This is a genomic window from bacterium SCSIO 12741, from assembly GCA_024398055.1.
Taxonomy (GTDB): Bacteria; Bacteroidota; Bacteroidia; order Flavobacteriales_G; family Salibacteraceae; genus SCSIO-12741.
In genome coordinates this window covers 506,051-530,083 of the sequence record CP073749.1, presented here as the reverse complement: position 1 = coordinate 530,083, position 24,033 = coordinate 506,051, and the positions used below count along the sequence as shown (strand labels likewise).

The following is a 24,033-nucleotide window of genomic DNA, read 5'->3' as shown; positions in this document are numbered from 1 at the left end:
TCTTCATGCTTGGGCTCATCATGCTCATTGCCTGTGTCTTTGATTTCTCCGAGAAGATGGATGACTTCATGGAGCGAAAGGCTCCATTCCTAGGCATTCTGACAGACTACTACCTCAATTTTGTTCTGTTCTACGGAAACCTGTTTAGCCCGCTGCTCATTTTTATCACGGTGATTTTCTTCACCTCTCAAATGGCCAGCCGAACCGAGATTGTCGCTATTCTGAGTAGTGGGGTGTCTTTCAAAAGAATGCTGCTGCCTTATCTCATCGCGTCCATCTTTCTCAGTTCAATGTCCTTGTACTTTAATCACTACCTGATTCCCTACGCCAACAAAAGGCGAATCATGTTTGAAGAGGCCTATTTTAAGCATGCCTTTAAGAATTTTGATAAGGATATTCACAAACAAATCGGGCCAGGAGAGTACACTTATTTTGATAAATACAACGCCCAAAACGATATTGGCTACAAGTTTACCCTCGAGAAATGGGAGGAAGGTGTTTTGGTCTTTAAACTTCAAAGCGACTACACCCAATGGGATTCTACCACTTCCAATTGGAAGGTTCATAACTACACCATTCGGGAGTTTGATGGGATAGAGGAAACCATGCGACGAGGTTCGGTAATGGATACAGCTATTAATATGCATCCTTCGGAGTTTGAGCAAAGGCTGGAATACACTACTCAGATGATGAGTACCCCTGAACTGAGCGCTTACATAGAAGAAGAGGTTGAAAGTGGATCTGAAAATGTGACCTTCCACCTCATTGAAAAGTACCAGCGAAGCTCCATTCCATTTGCCACCTTTGTATTGGTGTTAATTGGAGTATCAATCTCGAGCCGCAAAACTCGGGAGGAATTGGGATGCACCTGGCCTTAGGGCTGCTCTTAGCGGTGACCTATATTTTTATCATTAAGGTTACCGCCGTTTATGCCACCAATGCAGGGTTCTCGCCTTTTTGGGCATGTTGGGCCCCCAATGTACTGTACGGTCTCATTGCTGTATACATGTTCCGGGTAGCGCCCAAATAGGACTTAGGCAAGCGTTCCACCCCAATGTTTGTATTCCGCTAACTTTCCTTCAAGAACAACAGGCTTGTCAAAAAAAGCGTACACAGAACTTCCTGTACCCGTCATGGACGCGTACCAGGCACCCGCCTCATATAGCGATTGTTTGATCCGCTCGATTTCAGGAAATAAGGGGAAAATGGTATGTTCGAAATCGTTCTTAACCCGATCTTTCCATTGCTCTTTGGGGAGTTGATTTAACTCATCCAGATTAAAATCCGGTTGGGTTGGTTTAATTCCGCCAAAAGCTTGGGCGGTGGAAACATGAATTCCAGGGTGAATAATCACGCAAAAGCAAGAATTTAAATCCAGGGAATAAGGACGCAAAATTTCACCACGGCCAGAAACCCGACAGAGCTGATTTTTAACAAAGAAAGGACAGTCACTTCCCAATTCCGCGGCCCGATCTTCTAACGCTTCCTCAGTCAAGCCAAGGTTAAAGTACTTGTTTAGCAATACCAAAGATGCTGTTCCGTTGGAAGATCCGCCTCCCAATCCGCCACCAGTTGGTAGTTGCTTCAAGAGCTGAAAATGAACCGGTGGTAGAGGGAACTCCCGCTTTAGAATTTCATAAGCCTTCCAAACCAGATTTTGTCGGTAGTCTTCAGCCCAGGGCATTCCATAAACCTGAACGCCCATTTGCTCTTCGCTTTCAACCGTCTCAATTTCCAAGGCATCGTGCCAGGGGATAGGGGCGAAGATGCTCTCGAGATTGTGAAATCCATCAGGCCTCTTTTCAGTGACGAAAAGACCAATATTAATTTTACATCCGGGAAAGGTGACCATGGTCTTGAAATTCGTCGCAAACATAGCCAATTCAGTCTTCGATTCACTTTGGTATTTAGGAATAGATTCGATGAAACCCAGGTTATCGCTCTGGTTAAAAGGCAGATCAACATTATTTAAAGAGGTGTGACCCCTGTTTTTCGTTTTCATTAATTTTGTCGGCTAATTTTGATTGATATGCCCACATTTCTGGATTTCGAAGAACCGATAGCTGATCTGTACGAGCAGCTGGAAAAAGCAAACCAAATCAAAGCCAAGGGAAAGGTTGATGTAACCGAAACCTTGAAAGACATTGAGAACAAAATCGTAGAGACGAGAAAAGAGATTTACGAAAACCTGACTCCTTGGGAAAAGGTTCAAACTTCTCGTCACCCTGAGCGTCCGTATGCGTTGAGTTATATCAAGGCTATGACTGGGGAAGATTTCGTTGAGCTTCACGGAGATCGCAATGTGAAGGATGACAAGGCAATGATTGGTGGCTTCGGAAGCTTGGATGGGCAAACTGTCATGTTTATTGGTCAGCAAAAGGGAGAGAATACCAAGATGCGCCAATACCGCAACTTTGGAATGCCAAACCCTGAAGGATACCGCAAGGCTCTTCGGTTGATGAAATTGGCCGAAAAGTTTAATAAACCTGTCGTTACCTTAATTGACACTCCGGGAGCTTTTCCTGGTTTGGAAGCTGAGGAAAGAGGGCAGGGTGAAGCTATTGCCCGAAATCTTTTTGAAATGGCCCAGCTTAAAGTTCCTGTGATCTGCATCATTATTGGTGAAGGTGCCTCTGGTGGAGCTTTGGGTATCGGCGTAGGTGATCGTGTACTTATGCTCGAGAATACCTGGTATTCGGTTATTTCGCCTGAATCTTGTTCTTCCATCTTATGGAGGAGCTGGGAGCACAAGGAAAAAGCGGCCAATGCTTTGAAATTAACTGCCAAGATGATGCATGGCAATCACCTGATTGATGGAATTATCAATGAACCTGTAGGTGGTGCACATTCTAATCGCGAAGAAATGTTTGTGAACGTGAAAAAAGAGATTCTTAAGCAGTTAAAAGAATTGAACAGCATGGACGTAGATGAGCGAATCAATCAGCGAATTGAGAAGTTCTGCTCCATGGGTGTAGTTTCTGAGTAATTCAGAAGTTCCAAACTCTTTTCCAAGTATTTCCTGGTGGAAGGTTTCCCTTCCGAAATCAAACTCTAATCCAATTCGATTGGATAGACTCTAATCGTTGCGTTTGAAGGATTGTTACGGGTTAGGTATACTGACTTGGTAGCAATGTTCATGGTGACCACTCTATCCGCATAAACGATGGTAGAGAATCCTGATTTGGCATTAACCTTTATCCCATAAGAATAGGAAAAGGAATTGTTTTCAGCGTAATAAGGTACCAATCCACCGCCTTCTGAAAATGCATATACCTGACCTGACTGCATACCAATAAAGCATCGGTTATCATACTGGTAGGCGTAAGACTGCTCATAACTCTCATTGCTTATTCTTGAGATGTACTCATAATTTCCCGTTTGGGAGGAGAACTTAAAGTAGTCGTTAAAATAGAAGAAGTACAAGTTATTTTCATTTCCAGCCCCAAACATATAGTGGCAGTAGTCATTCAAACGGGTGTTGCGAATGAGTTGATTGGAAGAAACCTGATAAGCAGCAATCCAATTGTAACCGCCCATGTTGTAATAGATGTAAAGCACATCCTCAATTTGGTACATGTTTAGGATCGAATTGGCGCCATTTAACTGGGCTGAAAACTGCTGGGCTCCCGACTCATCAAATCCATAGATATACTCGTTTCGCTCCGATAGGTAAACTCGATTGGCAGCACTGTATATCCGAGGATTGTGGAAAGACGCATTACTACTCCAAATGGGGCTAATGTTTTGCGTTTTTAGATCCACCATATATAAAGTAGGTGTGCCAAAGTCAGCGCAGACAAAGAGTTTACTTCGTGTAAATCCAGAGGAGAGTAGGTCGTCGTTAATGGTTAATCGGTTTAGATCCGTTCCATTGAGATCGTAAGCATCGATATAGGTTGAGTTGTTGTCCGTATTTACAGATACCGTCAATTTACTGTCGGCACCCGGATGTTCTTTGTAAGTCAATGGATAGGTCTCGGTAATTTCTCCATTGCTACCAATAACCCGTACACGGATGGTATAGTTTCCTTTGGGCATGAGCGAAGCATTGAAATAGTGAGAAACGTCCACTTTATACTCCGATTCAAAGGGATATTTAAAGAACAGTTTAACCACCGTGTCACCCGCTTGGTTTTCCACAACACCGTCTGCATATAGCACCTGGCTTTCATCCGATACTGTACCGTTCAGGATGATTGGATCTCCAGGAAATACAGAAGAGGAGATGGTAGACCATTCCATTTTCGGTATGGGATCCGATTTCTTACAGCCAGATACCGATAGAAGTACAAGGCCAATAACAAATAGAGAGGTAAATCTTAAGTTGGTAAAAGAAAACGTCATAACTGATTTCATGATTGCTTTATTCATTCACAAAAATAGCAGATAATGAATAGGATGCCACATTGATCCATGGGCGGTGGAGTTAAGGAGGACCTTTAGCTAAGGAATAGTGACGATTTGTGCATCGCTATTTTGTCCGCCAATCTCCAGGGTAAAGACCTTAGTGAGTCCATTACCTTCATAAACCTTCAGGCTGCTTCCATCTACAATTCCGAGGTATTGATTGCCATCGTATCGAATGGCTTTAACGTCGGAAAAAGCTCCTGGCGGGAATACTTCGCTAATCACTTCGGAGGAGGAAAAACCAAGAATGCCTCCCGCCGGAGTTGCGAATAGAGCTCTGTTATTAATCACGGCAGCTTCTTCCTCCAACTCCAGAATGGGTTGAGAAAACTTGAAGGGTAAAATTGAGGTACTGTTCAATACATCATTAACCCGAACAATAGTGGCCTTGTTGTTTTCATTAAAGATGTAATAGGCCTTGTGAGCCTCATTTTCAAACGAACAGATGCCATGCACGAGGGTTGACTGGCCGATGAAACCGGTCAGTTTTCCTGCGGTTCCAGCGTGATAAACTTGCATCTCGGGCTGAATGCCAAATTTGGTTCGGGAATAGACGAATAGCTTTTCGCTATTTTCCGTGAGCAACAGTGGAGTTTTATTCATGTTTACCGTAAATACTTGACCGGTTTGGTCAAACCCCAAAATGGTCTGTTGTTTGAATGCGATGTATATTTTTTGCTTTCCGGATGCATGAGAACGAATTCCACCGAGACTCCCACCTTGCCAAATCTCTTCAATTCTTTTATTCTTAAGATCGATTTTTTTGACCCGGATGTATGGATTATCGAATACGGAAACAAACAAGAATTCATTCAGCGTGGCCGATCCTAAGTATTCGCCCTCAAAACTCCATTGCTTCACCATGTCTCCCGTGGTGCTTAAATGATTGACGTAGGTTGTGTGTTTCGATTGCTGAAATACACTGTTTAGGGTTACAATCGCTGTGCCTGCATAAGGATCTTGATCACCCAATTGAATTTTCCGGGTGTACGTCGCTTCCTCCGATGATCCTACCAAATGAGCCGAAAGAGTATACCTTCCTTCAACCAGGGAATGGTTGTCAAAGTCTAATCTATGGCTAAACTGGTATTCCTTTGCTGACGGAGCAGCGCGGTCAATGACTCTTGCAGTAGCTCCTTGCTCATCAAGAAGACGGAGTTCAAAAGACTTTAATTGCTCCTCATCTCGGGCAACCCCTCGAATGATGATATCCTCACCGAAATCAAATACCTGATTTTTTTCAGGGGATTCGTAGCTAATACTCGGAGGACCAGCTGGATCTTTTTTACAACTGCCCAAAAAAGTGAGCACTAAGAGAAGGGCTAAAGCGTTTCTTATCAATGAAAAGTGATTTATAGCAAAGGTGATCATTCTTCTTGCTCCTGGTTAAAAAGGCTTATTAAACGGTTTTTCCACAAAATCATTTTTCAAATGCGGAATATTGGGCTTAATTTTTGTAATTTAAAGCCTCCGTTGTCAATCAACTTTGGCCGATGTGATTTAGGTTAAGTATCGTTTTACACGATGCACTATGGAAAACCAACGTGAATCAATAAAAATAATTTGCCAGAAGTTTGGTTTATTTGACGGACATAATTATTTATTAATGAAATGTTAGTAATTTTATTGAATCTGCATTTGTGCATTCAATAATCTGAAAATACTTTTGTAGAGCAAATTTACAGCGATGAAAAAAATAGTTTGGATACTCGGAATTGTCTTTGTTTTAGCGGTAATTTCTTCCTCTTGTAAGAGCCACGAACGTTGTCCTGCGTACAGCAAAACGGCCCCTACTACCCAGCAGGCTTAGAGTCCGGTTGACGAAACACAAGATAGTTGGAGGTTTCACTTCTCAAAATGTAGGAGTGAAACCTTTTTTATTGTTCTTTTGTAGCCCTTATGACGGCGTACAAGAACGATTTAATTCTCCGGGCTGCCCGGGGAGAAGAGGTAGATAGAACTCCGGTATGGCTAATGAGGCAAGCAGGCAGGATATTGCCTGAGTACCGAGCAGTGAGAGCGAGCCTTTCAGGGTTCAAGGAATTAGTAGAAACTCCTGATTTGGCTGCGGAAGTAACCATTCAACCAGTCGATATCCTCGACGTTGACGCCGCCATTATCTTTTCCGACATTTTAGTGATTCCCGATGCTATGGGGTTGCCGTACCAAATGAAACCAGGTATTGGACCTTGGTTTGATCAGGTGGTGCAAGACCAATCGGATATTGAAAAACTTAAAGTGGCCGATCCGGCAGACTTAAGTTATGTAACCGATGCCATCAAAATTACTAAAGAGCGATTGGATGGTAGAGTTCCTTTGATTGGATTTGCAGGAGCTCCTTGGACCATTTTAACTTATATGGTGGAAGGAAAAGGAACCAAAACCTTTTCTCAAGCTCGTAAAATGCTCTACTCCCGCCCGGATTTAGCTCATCAATTACTTCAAAAAATTACAGATTCTACCATCGATTACCTCAAATCGCAGATTGCTGCGGGTGCAGATATCATTCAGCTATTTGATAGCTGGGCTGGTATTTTACCTCTTAATCAGTACCGCGAATTTGGAATTCGATACCTGGCTCAAATTTGTGATGCGATCAACGAAGTTCCCATCACTGTATTCGCCAAGGGCGCTTGGTTTGCGCTTGAAGAATTAGGTGAGTTAGACTGCCAAACCATCGGCCTTGATTGGCACATGGAACCAAAAGTGGCAAGGAGATTGGTAGGAGAAGATAAAACCTTACAAGGAAATTTGGATCCTTGTTTGTTGTATGCATCGGATGATCAGTTGGTTGAGGGAACCAAAAAGATGTTGTCCGATTTTGGTGGTAAACGACATATTGCTAATTTAGGCCACGGAGTCTACCCCGATACTTCACCCGAAAAAGTGAAGCTATTTATCCAAACCATTAAGGAAAATTCAAGTAGAACCCAAAAATAGTTGACATGAAGAGGAATGCACTTAAAATAACCTTTGCCTTAAGCGCTGTGCTGTTGGTTACTGCTGTTCAGGCCCAGGTAAACAAGGTTCCAAACCCGAATTTCGAAGAAATTGAAAAGAAGATTAAAGGCCCAGGTCAAATTGAGGCTGTATTAGAATGGTACTCACCTGAAGGCATGGAGCCAGCAGATGTTTTCTGCACGGATGCGAAAAAAGAAGAAGTACAAGTTCCGATGAACATCAGAGGACGTGCTGAAACCGTGGAAGGAAAGAATATGGTAGGAATTTTGGCTTACAGTGAAAGAGAAGCTAAGCCAAGAACTTACATTCAAACCAAAATGGCCAAGAAATTGGTAGCTGGAAAGAAATACTGCATCAAAATGCACATTTCTTTGAGCGACCTGTCTAAGTATGCTGTTGACAACGTAGGTATGCTCCTTTCTGGAAAGGCATTGCGTCAAAAAGACTTGGAAGCCTACGATCAAACACCCCAGTTGACTTATGTTGGCTTGGAAGGAAATAACATTGTTGACGATCAGTATGACTGGGTAGAGCTTTGCCGCGAATATGAAGCTGACGGAACTGAGCGCTACGTAACTATCGGAAACTTTGCTCCTCAATCGGCTGTGAAGTCTAAGAAAATGAGACGTCCAAGAGAGTTTAAAACGCCTCAAACACGCGATGCTTACTACTATGTAGATGCCGTATCCGTAATTGCCTTGGGACACTTAGAAGGTCCATGTGACTGTACGGTTAAGCCAAGCGGTCCTGTATTGGATGTAAAATATACCCACAACGTATCTGAAGGAATGGAAGGATCGGCTGCTGAAAGAATTGAGCACGCCATTGTTCATTTTGATTTGAAATCAGATGCTTTGAATGATGAGGACAAAGAAAAATTGAATTCGATTGCGACTTTGATGAAAGAAGACGCTGCTGTAAAAATCAACGTGGTAGGCCACACGGCTGCTAATGAAGATGAAATGGTAGCCAGCAAACGTGCAACCGCTGTTAAGGCTTACCTGGCAGAACAAGGTGTCGACGGTGGTCGTATCACTGTGGAAGGCCGCGGATACACTGAGCCTAAAGTTGAAGGCGAAGATGCACGTGCGAATGCAGAAAACAGAAGGGTTCAATTTGAAATAAAGTAATCCGCTGAGACCACATCAAGGAGTTGCTCTTCTCGGGGCGCTTCTTCTACATACTTATTTAATGACTCAAAACCTGGTTCCTAATCCGGGTTTTGAGCTTTATGGGCAATGCCCAAGCCGCTATGGCGAGCTGACCAAAGCCGATGGCTGGTATTCGGGCAATACCGGAACCCCTGAGTATTTTAGGCTGGATTGCCGCTATGAGCAAGGACCGGCTCATTCAGGGCAAGGGTATGCCGGGCTCATCCTGTTTGGAGACTACGACAAGGCCATTGAATATCTGGTTGTGGAGTTAGACACCCCTTTGAGGGCTAATCAGTTGTATTGCGGGGGATTTTACCTGCGTGCTGAGGAATCATTCATGTACATCGATCGGGTGGGAATGTTGCTTAGCCAGGAAGATCAAAAAAAAGGGGAGTGGGTGCCCATTGTGAGACATGCTCAGATTACCAGTCCCGAAGGGATGCCCATGGTACCTGAATTGGGATGGAATCTCGTAGAACAGCAATTCGTTGCTCAGGGTGGAGAGCGATACCTGACCATGGGAAACTTTTATCCACCCGAACAACACCTCATTCATCTTAACGAATTTGCAGCCTCCTTTGAGCCGGGATGGAATTCCTATTATTATGTGGACGATGTATTTCTCTATGCTTTGGGCACAGGGGAAACTTGTCAGTCCGTTCGTCAAAAGAGCCTGGTCAAAATAACTCATGAAGAACCTGAAATAGCCCCCATCGATACGCTCCAAGTACGTGATACCGTATGGTTTGACTTTGATCAATGGAGGTTGACGGAGCATGCTGAAAAGTCGCTTGATGAGTTTTGGTCCATAGCAGAAGGGCAAGAATGGGTTACGATTTATTTAAATGGTCATACCGATACGGTGGGTACACCCGGGTATAATCTATATTTGTCTGAAAGGCGCTTAGAGGAGGTTAGTCAATATTTCAGTCAGAAAGGGATTCAAAGGGAACAAATGCAATTGAATCCTCAGGGAGAAAATCAAACCCTCATTCTGGATGATAAACCCGCATCGAATCGACTCAATCGCCGAGTTACAATAACCCTTCGTTATGCTCGAAAAAGGAAATAAAAAGATTATCCGTGCCTGGACCTTTTACGATTGGGCCAACTCCGTTTACCCGCTTGTGGTTACCACGGCCATTTTCCCCCCGTTTTATGAAGCGATTACCAGTTCAGAGGAAACCGACATGGTTTCTTTTTTTGGTTTAGACCTTCACAATTCAGCGCTTTATGCGTACGTAGTTTCAGCATCATTCTTAGTGGTAGCCATTCTGTCTCCACTTCTTTCAGGGGTTGCTGATTATTGGGGAAACAAAAAATTCTTTTTGAAGGTCTTCTGTTATTTAGGGGCAGGTGCCGTAGGAAGTATGTACTTCTTTGGTAACTTCTTCGATGCAGGGTTATTGGAATTGGGGATGCTTTCTCTGTTTCTTGCAAGCATTGGCTTTTGGGGGAGCTTAGTCTATTACAACGCTTTCTTACCAGAGATTGCCGAACCTGAAGATCATGATAGTATTAGTGCAAGGGGATATTCCCTCGGCTATTTCGGAAGCTCTATTCTACTGATTATTATTTTGGCGATTTACCTTGGAAAGTTCATACCAGGTCCACCCAATTGGAGTTTTCCGATCGTTATGATTTGGTGGATTGGATTTGCGCAATACACCTTCTTTCGCCTTCCCAAATTTGCCTATCACCACAACAAAGCGGGTAAAGGAATTTTATACAAAGGATTCCACGAATTACAAAAAGTATGGCAAGAGCTTAAAACGCTAAAGGTGATTAAGCGTTACCTCACCGCCTACTTCTTCTACAGCATGGGAGTGCAAACGGTGATGCTCATGGCTGTGATCTTTGCGGCTAAGGAAGTGCAATGGGAAGATGATGGTAAAACCGGTCTTATCATATCCGTTCTGATCATTCAGTTTATTGCCATTCCAGGAGCTTTCGCCTTTAGTAAAGGTTCGGCCATTTGGGGAAATATTTCCGTACTTAAAGTGGCGGTTTTCTTCTGGATTGTAGTTTGTACCTGGGCTTATTTTATTCATTTGCCCTGGCAGTTTTACCTCACTGCGGTTGGAGTTGGATTTGTAATGGGGGGAATTCAATCCCTCTCCCGATCCACCTATTCCAAGATGCTGCCGGAGACGGAAGACCACGCCTCCTATTTCAGTTTTTATGACATGTTGGAGAAGTTGGGAATCATGATCGGAACCTTGGTTTTTGCATCCATTGAAACCTACACCGACAACATTCGTGACTCCATTTTTGGAATTATCATCTCCTTTGTTATCGGGTTGATCTTGTTGTTCCGTGTACCCAAAGAAAAGCGGGTAAATCCGAACGGATAGATTGCTGGAATCCGCACCAGTGCGCTATTTCCGCATCAATAGATAGGGTTAAATTCATTCGGGAAACTGATTCTGGCAGTTGGGAAAGAAAGCTCAGTTTATCTTTTTATTGGCTTTCTGACATCGTATCTTAGGGTTTCAATTACGTAAACCTTAGACTGTCATGAGTATGATCAAAGCGGTTGTCCGTTTGAGAAAAATGGACAGCTTAATTCGGCGGGAAGCAACTGGGTCACCAGAAGAATTCGCTCGAAAAATGGAGGTATCTCTCAGAAGGCTCTACGAACTCATAGAAGAAGTCAAATCCATGGGAGTTCCCATTACCTATTCCCGATGTAAAAAATCTTATCGTTATTCAGAGGCTGGTAAAATTCGAATGTTTTTTGAAAATTCGCACCTGCAGGAGGAACAGCCCTTAGAACCGATAAGTAGAAAAACTTTGGGCTGAACCTCGCTGGTGCGGGTCGGGTGATGCTTGATTGTCACAAGTTTCAGCCTGCATACTAGTATTCGGTAAATTATTCCATTGGAATTTGGCCAGTGGTAACGGGTGAGAGGGACAGGAGGCCAGAAAATTCCAGTATTCGAAGAGCTCGAATTTAGTTTGCGTCATAGATGGAACGGTTTGTCCAAAATTGGATGCTAAGCTGTTTTAAGAATTAACCGTTCAGCTTTTTTAGAGGTTGGGTGTTTTTCACAAAATTCAAATCAAAGGTTCATTTCCAGGCTTAGAGGTGATTCATTCTACACCAGTTACTTGGAATCGCTACTCGAGGTTTTGGGTATAGCGAAACTGCCTTTTTCGAAGCCTACTGGCTCCATTCGTTCATCAATCAACTTGGCCACCTTTACAAAGGAGATTTGATGGCCACCCTCAAATTCGGTGATGGGATGTTCCCCATGCAATCGGGCGCAAAGTCGTTGCAAGGGTTTTAGAGGAATCAGCTGATCGCGGATACCAACAAAAAATTGAATGTTTACCTCATGCTTGGCCAAATCATTGACCAATTTATCCTGATCGGGAATCAATCGACGGTAGGTGAGCCAGGTATTGTAAATAAGGGTGCTGTGATCGTGGTCTTTCAGCATGTCGTAGGCAAACTGCGTCAGGTTTTTCGGTACGATTTTAAAACCCATCACTATTTGATATAGCCCGTCAATGACGGTATGGTTTTGAATAGACCAATGATGAAGACGTTGACCAAGAGCTGTCCGGCTCGAAAAATAGTACCAGGGGTTTATTCCTACTCCGTCGGGAGCAATGAGAAAAACGTGATCAATTTGCTCCGGTACCATCTCGGCCAAGGTGAGTACAAGTTTTCCTCCAAGGCTGTAGCCCAGCAACGAAAAGCGATCGAAACCTTCATCCTTTTTTAGCACATGAAGCAGTTCCATTAAGTCGCTGCGTTCAAAAGCAATGGGACGATTGGGAACTTCATCCGGAATGCTTTCCCCGTGAAAGAGTAGATGAACCGATACAAACCGAAATCGCTGTCCCAAGGTTGGAACCATAGCTTCAAAATCGCGAAAGTGCTTTCCAAAACCATGGAAAGACAACAAAACTTCAGGGCCCTCCCCGAAGGTACAGTACTCAATTTTCCAGTTTCCGAACCGGATTATTTTTGAATTGTTCATATTCATGGAAAACTTATTCTTTCCAGGCATATTCCGGGCCAACTAATTGCCTTAAATTCGCAGCCCGATAGTTGCGTTCAAAAGTCTGAATTTTTATCACTGCATCACAGTTCATATTGCAAAATTCAGGACTTGCATCCGGAAACTTAGGGACAACTCCCGGATGTCAAGAAAAATCTCTAATTCACCCCACTTATTATGCCAAAGGATACAAGCATTAAGCACGCTTTGATTATTGGAAGCGGCCCCATCGTTATTGGTCAGGCCTGCGAATTTGATTATTCGGGATCTCAGGCCGCAAGGTCTTTAAAGGAGGAAGGAATCGAGGTTACCTTGATCAATTCCAACCCGGCAACGATTATGACAGACCGGGTAATCGCGGATAACATTTATCTACTCCCATTGGAGCTGGAGAGTATTGAAAAGATTCTTCAGGAACATGATGACATTGATGTGGTGCTACCTACCATGGGTGGGCAAACGGCACTTAACCTCTGTATCGAGTGTGACAATGTTGGAATCTGGGAAGAATATGGTGTTCGCATCATCGGGGTGAACATCGATGCCATTGAAATTACGGAAAATAGACAACGTTTCCGTGAGTTGATGGATGACATCGGCGTGCCAATGGCTCCTCAGAGTACGGCAAAATCCTTCCTGGAAGGTAAGGAAATTGCTCAGGAATTTGGTTTCCCACTTTGTATTCGTCCGTCCTACACATTAGGTGGATCGGGAGCTTCTTTTGTACATGAGCAAGAAGATTTTGAGAAACTTCTCAACCGGGGACTGCACAGTTCTCCGATCCATGAGGTAATGATTGATAAAGCCCTTTTGGGGTGGAAGGAATTTGAGCTTGAATTGCTCCGTGATTCCAACGACAATGTGATCATTATCTGTTCCATTGAAAACTTTGATCCAATGGGTATTCACACCGGAGACAGTATCACTGTGGCTCCGGCGATGACCCTTTCAGATAGAACGTACCAGAAAATGCGTGACATGGCCATCAAGATGATGCGCTCAATCGGTGACTTTGCCGGTGGATGTAACGTACAGTTTGCAGTAAGTCCGGATGAGAAGGAAGACATTATCACCATTGAGATTAACCCTCGGGTTTCTCGTTCTTCGGCATTGGCTTCTAAAGCTACCGGATACCCGATTGCGAAGATTGCCGCTAAGTTGGCTATCGGATATACCTTGGATGAATTGGATAACCAAATCACCAAAACCACATCCGCCTTCTTCGAGCCTACTTTGGATTACGTAATCGTAAAAATCCCTCGTTGGAACTTTGACAAATTCAAGGGATCTGATCGCGAATTGGGTCTTCAGATGAAGTCTGTAGGTGAGGTAATGGGTATTGGACGTTCCTTCCAGGAAGCTCTTCAAAAAGCCTGTCAGTCTCTCGAAATTCGTCGAAACGGATTGGGTGCTGACGGTAAAGAGTTAACCAACCAAGATGAAATTTTGAAATCATTGGCGAGACCAAGTTGGAATCGCCTTTTCCATATTTACGACGCGATTAAACTCGGAATTCCTTTTGCAACTATTCATGAGAAAACCAAGATTGACTTTTGGTTCTTGAAGCAAATCGAAGAGTTGATCTCGATTGAAGCAGCTATTGAGAAGCATACCTTGGATTCCATTCCACGTGAATTGCTTTTTGAAGCCAAGCAAAAAGGTTACGCCGATCGTCAAATTGCACACTTGTTACGTTGTTTGGAAAGTAAGGTATACGAGAAGCGCCACGAAATGGACATTAAGCGGGTTTACAAACTGGTAGATACCTGTGCCGCCGAATTCCCTGCGCAAACGCCTTATTACTACTCGTCTTTTGATGGAGAGAATGAGTCAGACAATACCTCAGATAAGCCTAAAGTAGTAGTTCTGGGTTCTGGACCAAACCGTATTGGACAAGGAATTGAATTTGACTATTGCTGTGTGCATGGGGTTTTAGCTGCGAAAGAGTGTGGTTATGAAACCATCATGATCAATTGTAACCCAGAAACCGTATCCACCGATTTTGATACGGCCGACAAGCTTTACTTCGAGCCTGTGTTCTGGGAGCATATTTTCGACATTATCCGCCACGAGAACCCAATAGGCGTAATCGTTCAGTTAGGTGGCCAAACGGCGCTTAAATTGGCTGAGAAGCTTCAACGATATGGCATTAAGATTTTAGGTACTTCCTTCGAATCTCTGGATTTGGCAGAAGACCGCGGTCGTTTTTCCACGTTGCTCAAAAAATGCAACATCCCTTACCCTAAGTTTGGAGTAGTGGATTCTGCTGAGCAAGCCTTGGAACTTTCCGATGAGTTAGGTTTCCCACTTTTGGTTCGTCCAAGTTATGTATTGGGTGGTCAGAAAATGAAAATTGTGATCAACCGGGAAGAACTGGAACATCACGTGGTAGATATCCTTCGCGATATGCCTGAAAACCAAATTCTTCTGGATCACTTTCTCGATGGAGCCATTGAAGCCGAAGCAGATGCCATTTGCGATGGTGAAAATGTTCACATCCTGGGAATTATGCAACACATTGAGCCAGCGGGTATCCATTCCGGTGATAGTTACGCGGTGCTGCCTCCTTACAACTTAGGAGACTTTGTGATGCAGCAGATCGAAGACCACATGAATAAGTTGGCGGTAGAATTGAATACCGTTGGACTGATCAATATTCAGTTTGCCATCAAAGACGATAAGGTATATGTAATTGAAGCAAATCCAAGAGCTTCGAGAACCGTTCCATTTATCGCCAAAGCTTATCAGGAACCTTACGTGAACTACGCGACCAAGGTGATGCTGGGTGAGAAAAAGGTAACCGATTTTGATTTCAATCCGCACAAGAAAGGATACGCCATTAAGATTCCAGTATTTAGCTTCAACAAATTCCCGAACGTAAACAAAGAGTTAGGGCCAGAGATGAAGTCAACCGGAGAGGCAATCTACTTCGTGGATAACCTAAAAGATCCTTATTTCCGAAAAATTTATTCCGAACGGAACCTGTACTTGAGTAAGTAATGCTACTGGCCGTAACAAATGCGATAACGACCATATTAATCCTGCTTCTGACCTTTTACGGATTCAGGTTTTTGTTTCGCTATTTGACGCCAATCGTTTTGCGAATGGTGGCCAAACGGGTAGAGAAAAAGATGCGCGAACAGGCCCAAAATGGGCCTTCGCCATCCAACAGGGGTGAGCGGGTGAACAATACCCGTGATGAGGTGTACGTCAAGCGTCCGGCAGATAAGAAGAAAAAGTCGGGAGATGACTTTCCAGGTGGTGAGTACATCGACTTTGAAGAAGTAGAGTAGAAGAGGCCGGATTACCGGAGGATCTTATCTTTATTTTACTACGTTTGTAAACCTTAAATCAAGTACCTATGGCATTCTCCCTGGACTATAAAAAGCTATTGCCTCATGTGCTCGCAATAGTGGTTTTTTATGGGGTTATTTTCGCTTATTTCACCCCGGCCTTTCAAGGATATCAGTTAAAGCAAAGTGATATCTCCAAGTTTAAAGGTATGGTGAAAGAGATCAAAGATCACCGCGAAACCTACGAGGATGAACCCTTGTGGACCAATTCCTTGTTCAGTGGTATGCCTACCTTTCAAACTTCGGTATCCTATCCGTCCAATTTACTGCGCTTTTTAGACAGTGTTTTTACCGGATTTTTATATCGACCTATAGGCTCCTTGTTCCTTTGTTTTCTGGCCTTTTACTTTCTGCTGGTATCGCTCAGGGTCAACCCCTATCTGGCCATAGCCGGGGCACTTGCCTTTGGGCTAACCACGCATTTTGTCATATTGATCGAAGCGGGGCACAACACAAAACTTCGGGCCATTGGCTATCTGCCGGCCTTGCTGGCGGGAATCCTCATGATACTGGAAGGGAAGAGGTGGCTCTGGGGGCTACTCGTCTGTACGCTTTTTGCGTCCTTAGAAATCTTCGCTGGACACATTCAGGTGACCTACTATTTTACCCTGTTTATCATTGTATTGGTTATTGCTTACGGCGTGAAGGCGCTCAAAGAGAAGGTCCTCCCCGATTTTGCCCGAAAAATGGGATTGTTGGTGGTTGCTGCAGTTTTTGGAGTCCTTACCAATGCAGCCGTTCTTTATTGCTCGTATGAGTATTCCAAAGCCACCATGCGCGGTGGAAGCGAATTGACTTTACTCCCCAATGGTCAGGTTAATGAAAACAGGACCGAGGGTGGATTGGATGTAGACTACATTACCATGTGGAGTTTAGGTATTGATGAAACCTGGTCTTTGCTGGTTCCAAATGCCAAAGGTGGTGGATCCAAAAGCGTAGAAGTGAGACCTGGATTTCCTATTTACTCCTATTTCGGTGATCAGCCATTTACATCAGGGCCTACCTATTTAGGGGCTTTTGTATGCCTTCTCTTTTTCCTGGGATTAATTCTTGTAGAAGGCGAACTGAAATGGGCTGCGGCCATAAGTGTTCTGCTCTTCATCATGATCGCCTGGGGGAAGAACTTCCTGGCCTTTACCGAGCTTTTGATCAACATTCTTCCGATGTACTCCAAGTTTAGAGCTCCTACCATTGCGCTCATGGGAGTTAACCTTTTGGTGCCCTTAATTGGCTTCCTGGGATTGGATCGTTTATTGAAAAATCCAGAATTGCTGACCACCAAAAAGACCCGCGATGCTTTAGTAAGCGTGGTTGGTGGTGTGACTGTAGTTCTTCTCATTTTTACGTCTACACCTTCTACTTTGGTAGACCTGTTTAGTCAGGCCGAAATCAGCCAATACGATGGGCTGGTAGCGCAAGGAAAGGCCAGTGATGCCCAAGTGGCCAAGATGCAAGAGGAGATTGAAGATTTCCGTACCGATATGGTGTCTTCTTCAGCTACTCGAACCTTGATCATTGTCTTGATTGGAGCTGGATTAACTTTCGTTCTCGTTCGCCGAAAACAAACGATACCGCTCGCCATTGCAGTCGGTTTGCTGTGTACGGTGGACTTGTGGACGGTAGACAAGGAATACTTCAACAACGAAAAGAGTAGAGGTAAGTACGAAAACTGGGAAAAGAAACGAGACTACATGTACGCCGAATTGCCGGATGCAGCAGACCTTTCAGTGATGAATGCCGAATCTCGTGACAATAACCAATTGGCGGCTCAGATTCAAATGGCCGGAGAAGATGCTCGCAAGAATTTGGATAAGGATACTCGTGCTTTTGAGAAGTATGCAGTAGCTAACGAGCAGTTCCGTGTATTGGAGCAGAATACCAATTTCCGGGTGTTCAATTTAGGAGGCTCATTCGAAGATTCAAGAACTTCTTTCTTCCACAAATCCATTGGCGGTTATTCTCCGGTGAAGATGGGGCGCTACCAGGACTTGATTGACTTTTACCTAAGATCAGAAGGAAATCAGATCATCACTTCCTTGCGTGGAGGTGGTCAGGATATTATGCAGGTATTGGAGCGCTTAAAGGTGTTGAACATGCTGAACATGAAGTATGTGAAATACAATCCAGAAGCAGCTGTTATTCCAAACCCTTATGGCTATGGGAATGCCTGGTTCGTTCAAAGCGTGGTGACCGCAGAAAACCCGGATGAAGAGATTCAGAAACTGGGGCAAATTGATCCACGAAACACAGCTGTGGTTGATCAGAAGTTTGCCGGAAAATTGACTTCTCAGGATTTTGCCAGCAGCCAGGGTAAGATTGACATGCTTTCCTTCCGTTCCAATCAGATGAGGTATCAATCCAACAGTCCGTCTGGCGGGTTAGCGGTATTCTCTGAAATCTATTACGGTCAAGGGTGGAACATGTACATCGATGGAGCTCCGCAACCCCACATTCGAGTGAACTACTTGCTTCGTGCGGCTGAGATTCCTGCTGGAGAGCATGAGATTGAATTCCGATTTGAGCCTAAGAGCTATGCTGTAACCAATGCAGTGGGATATGCATCCTCAGGAATTGTATACCTGCTCTTTATTGGATTATTGGCCAAGGGTTTTATGAATTCCAAAAAGCCAGAAGAAGAAAACGCATAAGAGGAACTAAGTTCTTATTTGGCTTCTTCCCCTTCTTCTTGATGACGAGCTCGGCGAATGGAAACATTGAGCTCATATCCCACCAAAAGGGCTATACAATTGAAATAGATCCACAGCATGGTGACCATAACGGCTCCGATGGATCCGTAAATCTTATTGTAGGTCCCAAACCGATTCACGTAGGAGCCGAAGGCCAGGGAAACCAGAATCACCAGTATCGTGGTTAAGCTTGATCCTGCCGAGAAAAATTTCCAGCGACTCTTCTTATTAGGAGCAAAAAAGAAAAAGAAGGATACCGAAAAATAGATGAAGGCCAGGGTAATGACCCAATTGGTCACATTGAGTAAAAAGGCGCCTAAAGAACCCGTTACTCCCCAATCCACCATCAGTCGAATAAACTCCTGGCCAAACAGAATTCCGGCCATACTGATCAGGATAAGCGTTCCTAAAACGAGTACCAGAAAGAGTGCGATTAAGCGTTGACTTAACCAACTCCGTGGGGTGATTACATGAATAGAGTTGTTGAAATTGTCGATGGTGGTATTTACCCCGTTGGATGCAAAAAAGATACTCGCAATAAAACCAAAGGATAGCAAATCGAAACGGGAAATGTTGACCAGCTCTTCGATCGTATTCTGCACCAGAAAGTAAGCTGTTCCCGGCATCACCATCTGAATTTGAGCCAAGAGGTTGGCCTTAAAATCCGGAGCTGGAATGTAGGGAATGAGTGAAAAAATGAAGATGATCGCGGGAAACAAGGCCAGGAAGAAGCTAAAGGCCATACTCCCAGCCCGATTGATCAAATCGCCGTCAATCATACTTTTGAAAAAGAAGCGAAGGACATAGAACAAAGGAACCCTGTCGAAGCCTGGAAAGGAGAAGCGTTTGCTGTACGCCATCAACCTAAGCAGGAAATACTTGGCTTTTTGTTTTACCCTTTTTATGGTCATAATTTAATCGGCGATCAAACTTAAATCGAGGGCTTTTATTTGATGGGTTAGTGCGCCAACCGAAATAAAGTCAACGCCACATTCAGCATATCCTTTTACGGTATTTAGATTGATGCCACCAGAAGATTCGATTTCCATTCTGCCAGCCACCAATTCAACTCCTTTTCTGGTGTCTTCGTAATTGAAGTTATCGAACATCACCCGATCCGCCTTTCCGTTTTTTAAGATGGCAGCTACCTCCTCCAAATCCCGAGCTTCTACCTCTACTTTCAGGTTTAGTCCCTTTGCATTGAGGTAAGACTCGGTGGCATCCATAGCTTCATCAATTCCACCAGCAAAGTCGATGTGATTGTCCTTGAGCATAACCATATCGTATAAACCCATCCGGTGGTTTTCACCACCTCCAATTTTAACCGCTGCTTTTTCAAACAAACGCATTCCAGGAGTGGTTTTACGCGTATCCAAAATTTTGGCTTTGGTACCCTTTACCAATTCCACATAGGAATGGGTATGCGTGGCAATTCCGCTCATCCTTTGTAGGTAATTCAAGGCCAGTCTTTCTCCTTTAAGAATGGATCGGGCTGAACCCTTTACCGTAAATACCCGGTCTTTTAAATTTAGGGTATCTCCGTCCTCCATCAATGCCTCGAATTTTAGCTCGGAATCTACCTGTTTAAAAACTTCGCGGGCCACTTCCACGCCGGCGAGAATCCCTTCCTGTTTAGCGATTAGCACCGCAGCAGATTGAGCATCTTGAGGTATACAAGAGGCACTGGAATGATCCTCTTCTCGAATGTCTTCTCTGAGGGCCAGATTTATGTGTTCAGTAAGTGTCATGATAATCATTTCTAATAGGCAGCCAGGGCAAATGTATTGTTTTACATTTGGACAATCGCTCATGAAGATCAGAGTAATTTCAGTAGGAAAAACCCAGGAGAAGTACCTCTTAACCGGGATGCAGGAGTACCAAAAAAGGCTATCCCGATTTACCCGAATGGAATGGGTTGAAATTCCAGCACTTAGAAAGGGAAAATCCTTGTCTGAAAAAGAAACCAAAGACCAGGAAGGAAAGCTTATCCTCTCCGAAATAGGACCCTCGGATTTTGTAGTCCTATTGGATGAGAAGGGAAAGGAATACAGTTCTGAAAAATGGGCTCGCCAAATGGACAAATGGATGCAAGGAACCCACAAATCCCTGGTATTTGTAATTGGCGGAGCCTATGGATTTTCAGAGGATGTGTATCAGCGATCTCAAGACAAGCTCGCCTTATCCCAAATGACTTTTTCCCACCAGATGATTCGCTTGTTCTTTATCGAACAAATCTATCGTGGATTTACCATCCTCAAAGGGATGCCCTACCACCATTCTTAAGAAAGCGACGAGCTCTACCTTACCTTGAGCAACTTCTCAATACCCTTGTCCAGTGTGATAAGAGGGCGGTTTAGAAGCTTTTTCATTTTGGTGATATCTGGCTGTCTTCGAGCCATATCACCTTCAGGAAGAGGGGGTAAGTGCTTGAGCTCTGACTTCGAACCCGATTTCTCGATGATCAATTGAGCCAACTCAAGGATGGTTACCTGATGATCATTACCCATATTAACCACATCATTCACATAATGGTCACCTTCCATACAAGCTAATGTTGCCTGGATGTTGTCTTCAATGTAGCAGAAAGTTCGGGTTTGTGATCCGTTACCATAAATAGTGATAGGATCGTTTTTCTGAGCAGCCGAGAGAAATTTGGACATTACAAAATCTGTACTCTGTAATGGGCCGTAGGTATTGAAGAAGCGAAAAATGGTATAATCCAAATCGTACTCCTGCTTGTAAGCCTTGCAAAAAGCTTCTCCCGCATTCTTTACAATGGCATAAGGCAATCGACTGTTTAGAGGTGTGGTTTCCTCGTGTTGAGGAAGTTCTACAGGTTCTCCATATACTTCTGAAGAAGAGGAGTAGAAGACCCGTTTTACCCCGGTGTTTTTAGACAGGGTTAGAATGTTTTTGATTCCTTCCAAATCGTTCAATACCATGGCTGGGTTGGCCAGGGTTCTTTTTACACCCACCACAGCAGCGTAGTGAAAAACGTAATCAAAACTGTGTGAAGTCATGACCGGAGCTATATCCTCGAAATCATTTACATCACATTTGATAAACCGCACGTTTTCCGCCTTCGGAATGTTCCTCTTTTTTCCAGTTAGAAAATTGTCCACCAAAACCACAAAGTTGTTTGGGTTTTCAGCCAGCTTTGCTCCCAATGATCCAGGGATAAAACCGGCACCTCCGGTGATCAAGATTTTTGCCATCGAATTATTTTTCCTTATTAAGTTGTTGTTGCCAGGCCCATGCACTGGTCATCATTTCATCTATCGAATGTTGGGCTTCCCATCCCAACTCTTGGTGGGCTTTGGAACTATCGCTATAAATAGCAATAGTATCGCCCGAACGGCGAGGCCCAATTTTGTAATCCAGCTTCATTCCAGCATTGCGTTCAAAAGCTGAAATGGCTTCAAGTACGCTTACGCCTTCACCCGAGCCAAGGTTATAAAAATCTATGAACTCTTTGTTCGGGTCTTTGGCTAATTTTTCCAATGCCTGAATGTGTGCTCTGGCTATATCACAAACATGGATGTAGTCTCTGATGCAAGATCCGTCTCGTGTTGGATAGTCCAGACCATGAACAAACATTTCGTCGATCCAGCCACTGGCACGTTGTGTAATTACTGGAAACAGATTAGATGGTTTTTGGATGGGATATTCTCCAATCTTTCCACTTGGGTGAGCTCCAACCGGATTGAAATACCGTAAAGATATGGTTTGGGTAGAGCGTTTTTTGGCGAAATCCCGAAGTATCTGTTCACCTACAAGTTTGGTGTAAGCGTAGGGAGATTCTGTCGGAGAAAAAGGTGTTTCTTCATTGACCGGCAACGTGGTTACCGACCCATAAATAGAACAGGATGAAGAAAATATAAAAGACGGAATATCAAATTCTTCGCAACATTTGAGAATATGAATCAGTCCATTGAGATTATTGTCGTAATAAAGCAAAGGTTTTTCTACCGATTCTCCCACCGCTTTGAGGGCCGCGAAATGAATGATTCCATCAATGTCTTTTTCAGTTTTGAAAAAGCTTCGAAGAGCCTCAAAATCTCTCAGGTCAATAGGATGATTTATCACGGGTTTACCCGTCACGTCTTCAATCCGTTGCGCAAAATCGGGAAGAGAATTAAGGTGGTTGTCTATGGATAAAACCTCCCAATCGGTGGTTTGCTGAATCTCTGCAATGGTGTGGGAGCCTATGTAACCAAGGCCTCCGGTGACGACAATTTTCATCCAATCGGGTTAACTCCTACAAATATAAATCAAAGATATTAGCAAACTATTTCTTAATTTGTGAGTCTTACCTCTAGAATAGGGGCGTCGCAAAGCCATTTGCAACTAACTATCTATGAACCTTTTAATGGAGGGCGTATGATCAAACTTTTACCAGCAATAACTCTAATACTATCACTATTTATTACACCTGTTTTTGCCCAACAAGTCGATTGGGTAAAGAACGGTGGAGGAGATGCCCAAGACGTCTCATTCGAAGTGGTAGCCGATCAAGTAGGAAACAACTACGTTACCGGAGCCGTTACCGCAGGACCTAATTACAAACCGACATGGGGTAAGGATACCATTACCGGAAATGTGGCCGAAATATTTTTGGTTAAGCACGACGTTCGGGGTAACCAAAAATGGGTTTTGAGTGGTGGCGGATCCAACGCAGATGTAGGAACAGGATTGGCCTTGAACAAAAATTCAGATGAACTGGTTATGGTGGGCTACTACAAGAGTAGTAACGCCAAAATTGACACCTTCAATCTCCCTTCTGCTACCGCATCAAACGGACGTTTGTTTGTAGCCAAATTGGATACTACCGGAAAGATTTTATGGGTTAAAACCGCCGAAGTAGGAAACGTTTGGGTTTATGCCTATTCCTATTGGTGGGCGGCTTACCCAAGAGTGACCATAGATACTGCTGACAATATCTACGTAACCGGCGGTTTTCGTGGCACAGCGAAGTTTGATACAACCACCCTAAATGCGACGACCTTCAATCAATACGAAAGTTTTATTACCAAACTCGATAAAAACGGAAACTTCAAATGGGCCAAAGCGGTAACCGGTCCGGGTTACACCAACGTGAATGACATTACGATCGACAAGGCTCAAAACTTATACATGACCGGACGGTTTTATCAAAGTATGAACTTTGCTGGATCGAGCCTTTCTGTGCCTGCCAATTACTACAGCGCATTCATCGCCAAAATGGACGGAAACGGTAAGGTAATATGGGTCAAAGATGAAGGCGGTACTGGTTTTGATGACGGAGCCGGAATTGCAGTAGACAAACATAACCTGGTATACATGAGTGGCTCCTTTCAGAATACGGCCACTTTTGGAACCAAGAGCGTGACCTCCAAAGGAGGTTACGATATTTTTGTCGTTCGCTATGATACCTCAGGTGCCGCGCAATGGGTGTCCAGTGCCGGTGGTGTGAGTTATGACT

Annotated in this window: 19 protein-coding genes; 11 read left to right on the top strand and 8 right to left on the bottom strand. The window is 43.9% G+C overall.

From position 1 onward, the window contains the following. Positions 1-5 precede the first annotated feature (5 nt). Entirely contained in the window at positions 6-878 is an 873-nt protein-coding gene (locus KFE98_02300; protein ID UTW63012.1) for an LptF/LptG family permease, read from the top strand. A gap of 155 nt (positions 879-1,033) precedes the next feature. Here KFE98_02300 and KFE98_02295 read toward each other — a convergent pair whose 3' ends face one another. Continuing rightward, positions 1,034-2,002, bottom strand: a complete 969-nt coding sequence (locus KFE98_02295) for a 4-(cytidine 5'-diphospho)-2-C-methyl-D-erythritol kinase (GenBank protein UTW63011.1) — start codon at positions 2,000-2,002, stop codon at positions 1,034-1,036. 27 nt (positions 2,003-2,029) lie between these two features. Here KFE98_02295 and KFE98_02290 point away from each other — a divergent pair, with 27 nt between their 5' ends. After that, on the top strand, positions 2,030-2,986 hold the full coding sequence (locus tag KFE98_02290) for an acetyl-CoA carboxylase carboxyltransferase subunit alpha (protein ID UTW63010.1): 957 nt from the start codon (positions 2,030-2,032) through the stop codon (positions 2,984-2,986). Positions 2,987-3,051: 65 nt separating this feature from the next. On the opposite strand, the gene KFE98_02285 is transcribed toward KFE98_02290, so the two are convergent. Next, entirely contained in the window at positions 3,052-4,356 is a 1,305-nt protein-coding gene (locus KFE98_02285; GenBank protein ID UTW63009.1) for a hypothetical protein, read from the bottom strand. Positions 4,357-4,443: 87 nt separating this feature from the next. Next, positions 4,444-5,748 (bottom strand): hypothetical protein, encoded by a 1,305-nt coding sequence (locus KFE98_02280; GenBank protein ID UTW63008.1) that lies wholly within the window; start codon positions 5,746-5,748, stop codon positions 4,444-4,446. 558 nt (positions 5,749-6,306) lie between these two features. On the opposite strand from KFE98_02280, the gene hemE reads away from it, so the two are divergent. From hemE to KFE98_02255, 5 genes are all read left to right on the top strand, one after another. Next, on the top strand, positions 6,307-7,347 hold the full coding sequence (gene hemE / locus KFE98_02275; protein ID UTW63007.1) for a uroporphyrinogen decarboxylase: 1,041 nt from the start codon (positions 6,307-6,309) through the stop codon (positions 7,345-7,347). Positions 7,348-7,352: 5 nt separating this feature from the next. Beyond that, positions 7,353-8,498 carry an OmpA family protein gene (locus tag KFE98_02270; GenBank protein UTW63006.1) on the top strand — a complete coding sequence of 382 codons (1,146 nt, stop codon included), beginning with the start codon at positions 7,353-7,355 and terminating at the stop codon, positions 8,496-8,498. Between the two features lie 61 nt (positions 8,499-8,559). Continuing rightward, the gene (locus KFE98_02265; GenBank protein ID UTW63005.1) at positions 8,560-9,594 is read left to right on the top strand and encodes an OmpA family protein; all 1,035 of its coding nucleotides are present in this window, start codon (positions 8,560-8,562) and stop codon (positions 9,592-9,594) included. Further along, a complete protein-coding gene (locus KFE98_02260; protein ID UTW63004.1) occupies positions 9,575-10,876 on the top strand; it encodes an MFS transporter in 1,302 nt (433 codons plus the stop codon). The genes KFE98_02265 and KFE98_02260 overlap by 20 nt, the downstream gene beginning before the upstream one ends. Positions 10,877-11,039: 163 nt before the next feature. Next, complete coding sequence (locus KFE98_02255) at positions 11,040-11,324, top strand: hypothetical protein (protein UTW63003.1); 285 nt, start codon at positions 11,040-11,042, stop codon at positions 11,322-11,324. A 305-nt stretch (positions 11,325-11,629) separates the two neighbouring features. On the opposite strand, the gene KFE98_02250 is transcribed toward KFE98_02255, so the two are convergent. After that, positions 11,630-12,511 carry an alpha/beta hydrolase gene (locus KFE98_02250; GenBank protein UTW63002.1) on the bottom strand — a complete coding sequence of 294 codons (882 nt, stop codon included), beginning with the start codon at positions 12,509-12,511 and terminating at the stop codon, positions 11,630-11,632. Positions 12,512-12,709: 198 nt separating this feature from the next. On the opposite strand from KFE98_02250, the gene carB reads away from it, so the two are divergent. The 3 genes from carB (at position 12,710) to KFE98_02235 (ending at position 18,533) form a co-directional block, all read left to right on the top strand. Continuing rightward, complete coding sequence (carB, locus tag KFE98_02245; protein UTW63001.1) at positions 12,710-15,532, top strand: carbamoyl-phosphate synthase large subunit; 2,823 nt, start codon at positions 12,710-12,712, stop codon at positions 15,530-15,532. Beyond that, complete coding sequence (locus KFE98_02240; protein ID UTW63000.1) at positions 15,532-15,825, top strand: DUF4834 family protein; 294 nt, start codon at positions 15,532-15,534, stop codon at positions 15,823-15,825. Before carB ends, KFE98_02240 begins: the two co-directional genes overlap by 1 nt. A 68-nt stretch (positions 15,826-15,893) precedes the next feature. Next, a complete protein-coding gene (locus tag KFE98_02235; protein UTW62999.1) occupies positions 15,894-18,533 on the top strand; it encodes a hypothetical protein in 2,640 nt (879 codons plus the stop codon). Between the two features lie 14 nt (positions 18,534-18,547). Here the strand turns inward: KFE98_02235 and KFE98_02230 are convergent, their stop codons facing one another. Both KFE98_02230 and nadC read right to left on the bottom strand, forming a co-directional pair. Continuing rightward, positions 18,548-19,483, bottom strand: a complete 936-nt coding sequence (locus KFE98_02230; protein UTW62998.1) for a YihY/virulence factor BrkB family protein — start codon at positions 19,481-19,483, stop codon at positions 18,548-18,550. A gap of 3 nt (positions 19,484-19,486) precedes the next feature. Next, positions 19,487-20,329 carry a carboxylating nicotinate-nucleotide diphosphorylase gene (gene nadC / locus KFE98_02225; GenBank protein UTW64618.1) on the bottom strand — a complete coding sequence of 281 codons (843 nt, stop codon included), beginning with the start codon at positions 20,327-20,329 and terminating at the stop codon, positions 19,487-19,489. Positions 20,330-20,381: 52 nt separating this feature from the next. On the opposite strand from nadC, the gene rlmH reads away from it, so the two are divergent. Next, complete coding sequence (gene rlmH / locus KFE98_02220) at positions 20,382-20,855, top strand: 23S rRNA (pseudouridine(1915)-N(3))-methyltransferase RlmH (protein UTW62997.1); 474 nt, start codon at positions 20,382-20,384, stop codon at positions 20,853-20,855. 14 nt (positions 20,856-20,869) lie between these two features. Here the strand turns inward: rlmH and KFE98_02215 are convergent, their stop codons facing one another. Together KFE98_02215 and galE are read right to left on the bottom strand one after the other, a co-directional pair. Further along, a complete protein-coding gene (locus KFE98_02215; GenBank protein ID UTW62996.1) occupies positions 20,870-21,787 on the bottom strand; it encodes an NAD-dependent epimerase/dehydratase family protein in 918 nt (305 codons plus the stop codon). A gap of 4 nt (positions 21,788-21,791) precedes the next feature. Beyond that, positions 21,792-22,814 (bottom strand): UDP-glucose 4-epimerase GalE, encoded by a 1,023-nt coding sequence (galE, locus tag KFE98_02210; protein UTW62995.1) that lies wholly within the window; start codon positions 22,812-22,814, stop codon positions 21,792-21,794. Positions 22,815-24,033: the final 1,219 nt, after the last annotated feature.

What these genes read in the sequence shown, in the direction of transcription:
- KFE98_02290 (UTW63010.1), top strand. Translation starts at nt 2,030, where the DNA reads ATGCCCACATTTCTGGATTTCGAAGAACCGATAGCTGATCTGTACGAG.
- KFE98_02285 (UTW63009.1), bottom strand. Translation starts at nt 4,356, where the DNA reads ATGAAATCAGTTATGACGTTTTCTTTTACCAACTTAAGATTTACCTCT.
- galE (UTW62995.1), bottom strand. Translation starts at nt 22,814, where the DNA reads ATGAAAATTGTCGTCACCGGAGGCCTTGGTTACATAGGCTCCCACACC.
- KFE98_02270 (UTW63006.1), top strand. Translation starts at nt 7,353, where the DNA reads ATGAAGAGGAATGCACTTAAAATAACCTTTGCCTTAAGCGCTGTGCTG.
- nadC (UTW64618.1), bottom strand. Translation starts at nt 20,329, where the DNA reads ATGATTATCATGACACTTACTGAACACATAAATCTGGCCCTCAGAGAA.
- hemE (UTW63007.1), top strand. Translation starts at nt 6,307, where the DNA reads ATGACGGCGTACAAGAACGATTTAATTCTCCGGGCTGCCCGGGGAGAA.
- KFE98_02250 (UTW63002.1), bottom strand. Translation starts at nt 12,511, where the DNA reads ATGAACAATTCAAAAATAATCCGGTTCGGAAACTGGAAAATTGAGTAC.
- KFE98_02230 (UTW62998.1), bottom strand. Translation starts at nt 19,483, where the DNA reads ATGACCATAAAAAGGGTAAAACAAAAAGCCAAGTATTTCCTGCTTAGG.
- KFE98_02295 (UTW63011.1), bottom strand. Translation starts at nt 2,002, where the DNA reads ATGAAAACGAAAAACAGGGGTCACACCTCTTTAAATAATGTTGATCTG.
- KFE98_02260 (UTW63004.1), top strand. Translation starts at nt 9,575, where the DNA reads ATGCTCGAAAAAGGAAATAAAAAGATTATCCGTGCCTGGACCTTTTAC.
- KFE98_02255 (UTW63003.1), top strand. Translation starts at nt 11,040, where the DNA reads ATGAGTATGATCAAAGCGGTTGTCCGTTTGAGAAAAATGGACAGCTTA.
- KFE98_02240 (UTW63000.1), top strand. Translation starts at nt 15,532, where the DNA reads ATGCTACTGGCCGTAACAAATGCGATAACGACCATATTAATCCTGCTT.
- rlmH (UTW62997.1), top strand. Translation starts at nt 20,382, where the DNA reads ATGAAGATCAGAGTAATTTCAGTAGGAAAAACCCAGGAGAAGTACCTC.
- KFE98_02300 (UTW63012.1), top strand. Translation starts at nt 6, where the DNA reads ATGCTTGGGCTCATCATGCTCATTGCCTGTGTCTTTGATTTCTCCGAG.
- carB (UTW63001.1), top strand. Translation starts at nt 12,710, where the DNA reads ATGCCAAAGGATACAAGCATTAAGCACGCTTTGATTATTGGAAGCGGC.
- KFE98_02215 (UTW62996.1), bottom strand. Translation starts at nt 21,787, where the DNA reads ATGGCAAAAATCTTGATCACCGGAGGTGCCGGTTTTATCCCTGGATCA.
- KFE98_02235 (UTW62999.1), top strand. Translation starts at nt 15,894, where the DNA reads ATGGCATTCTCCCTGGACTATAAAAAGCTATTGCCTCATGTGCTCGCA.
- KFE98_02265 (UTW63005.1), top strand. Translation starts at nt 8,560, where the DNA reads ATGACTCAAAACCTGGTTCCTAATCCGGGTTTTGAGCTTTATGGGCAA.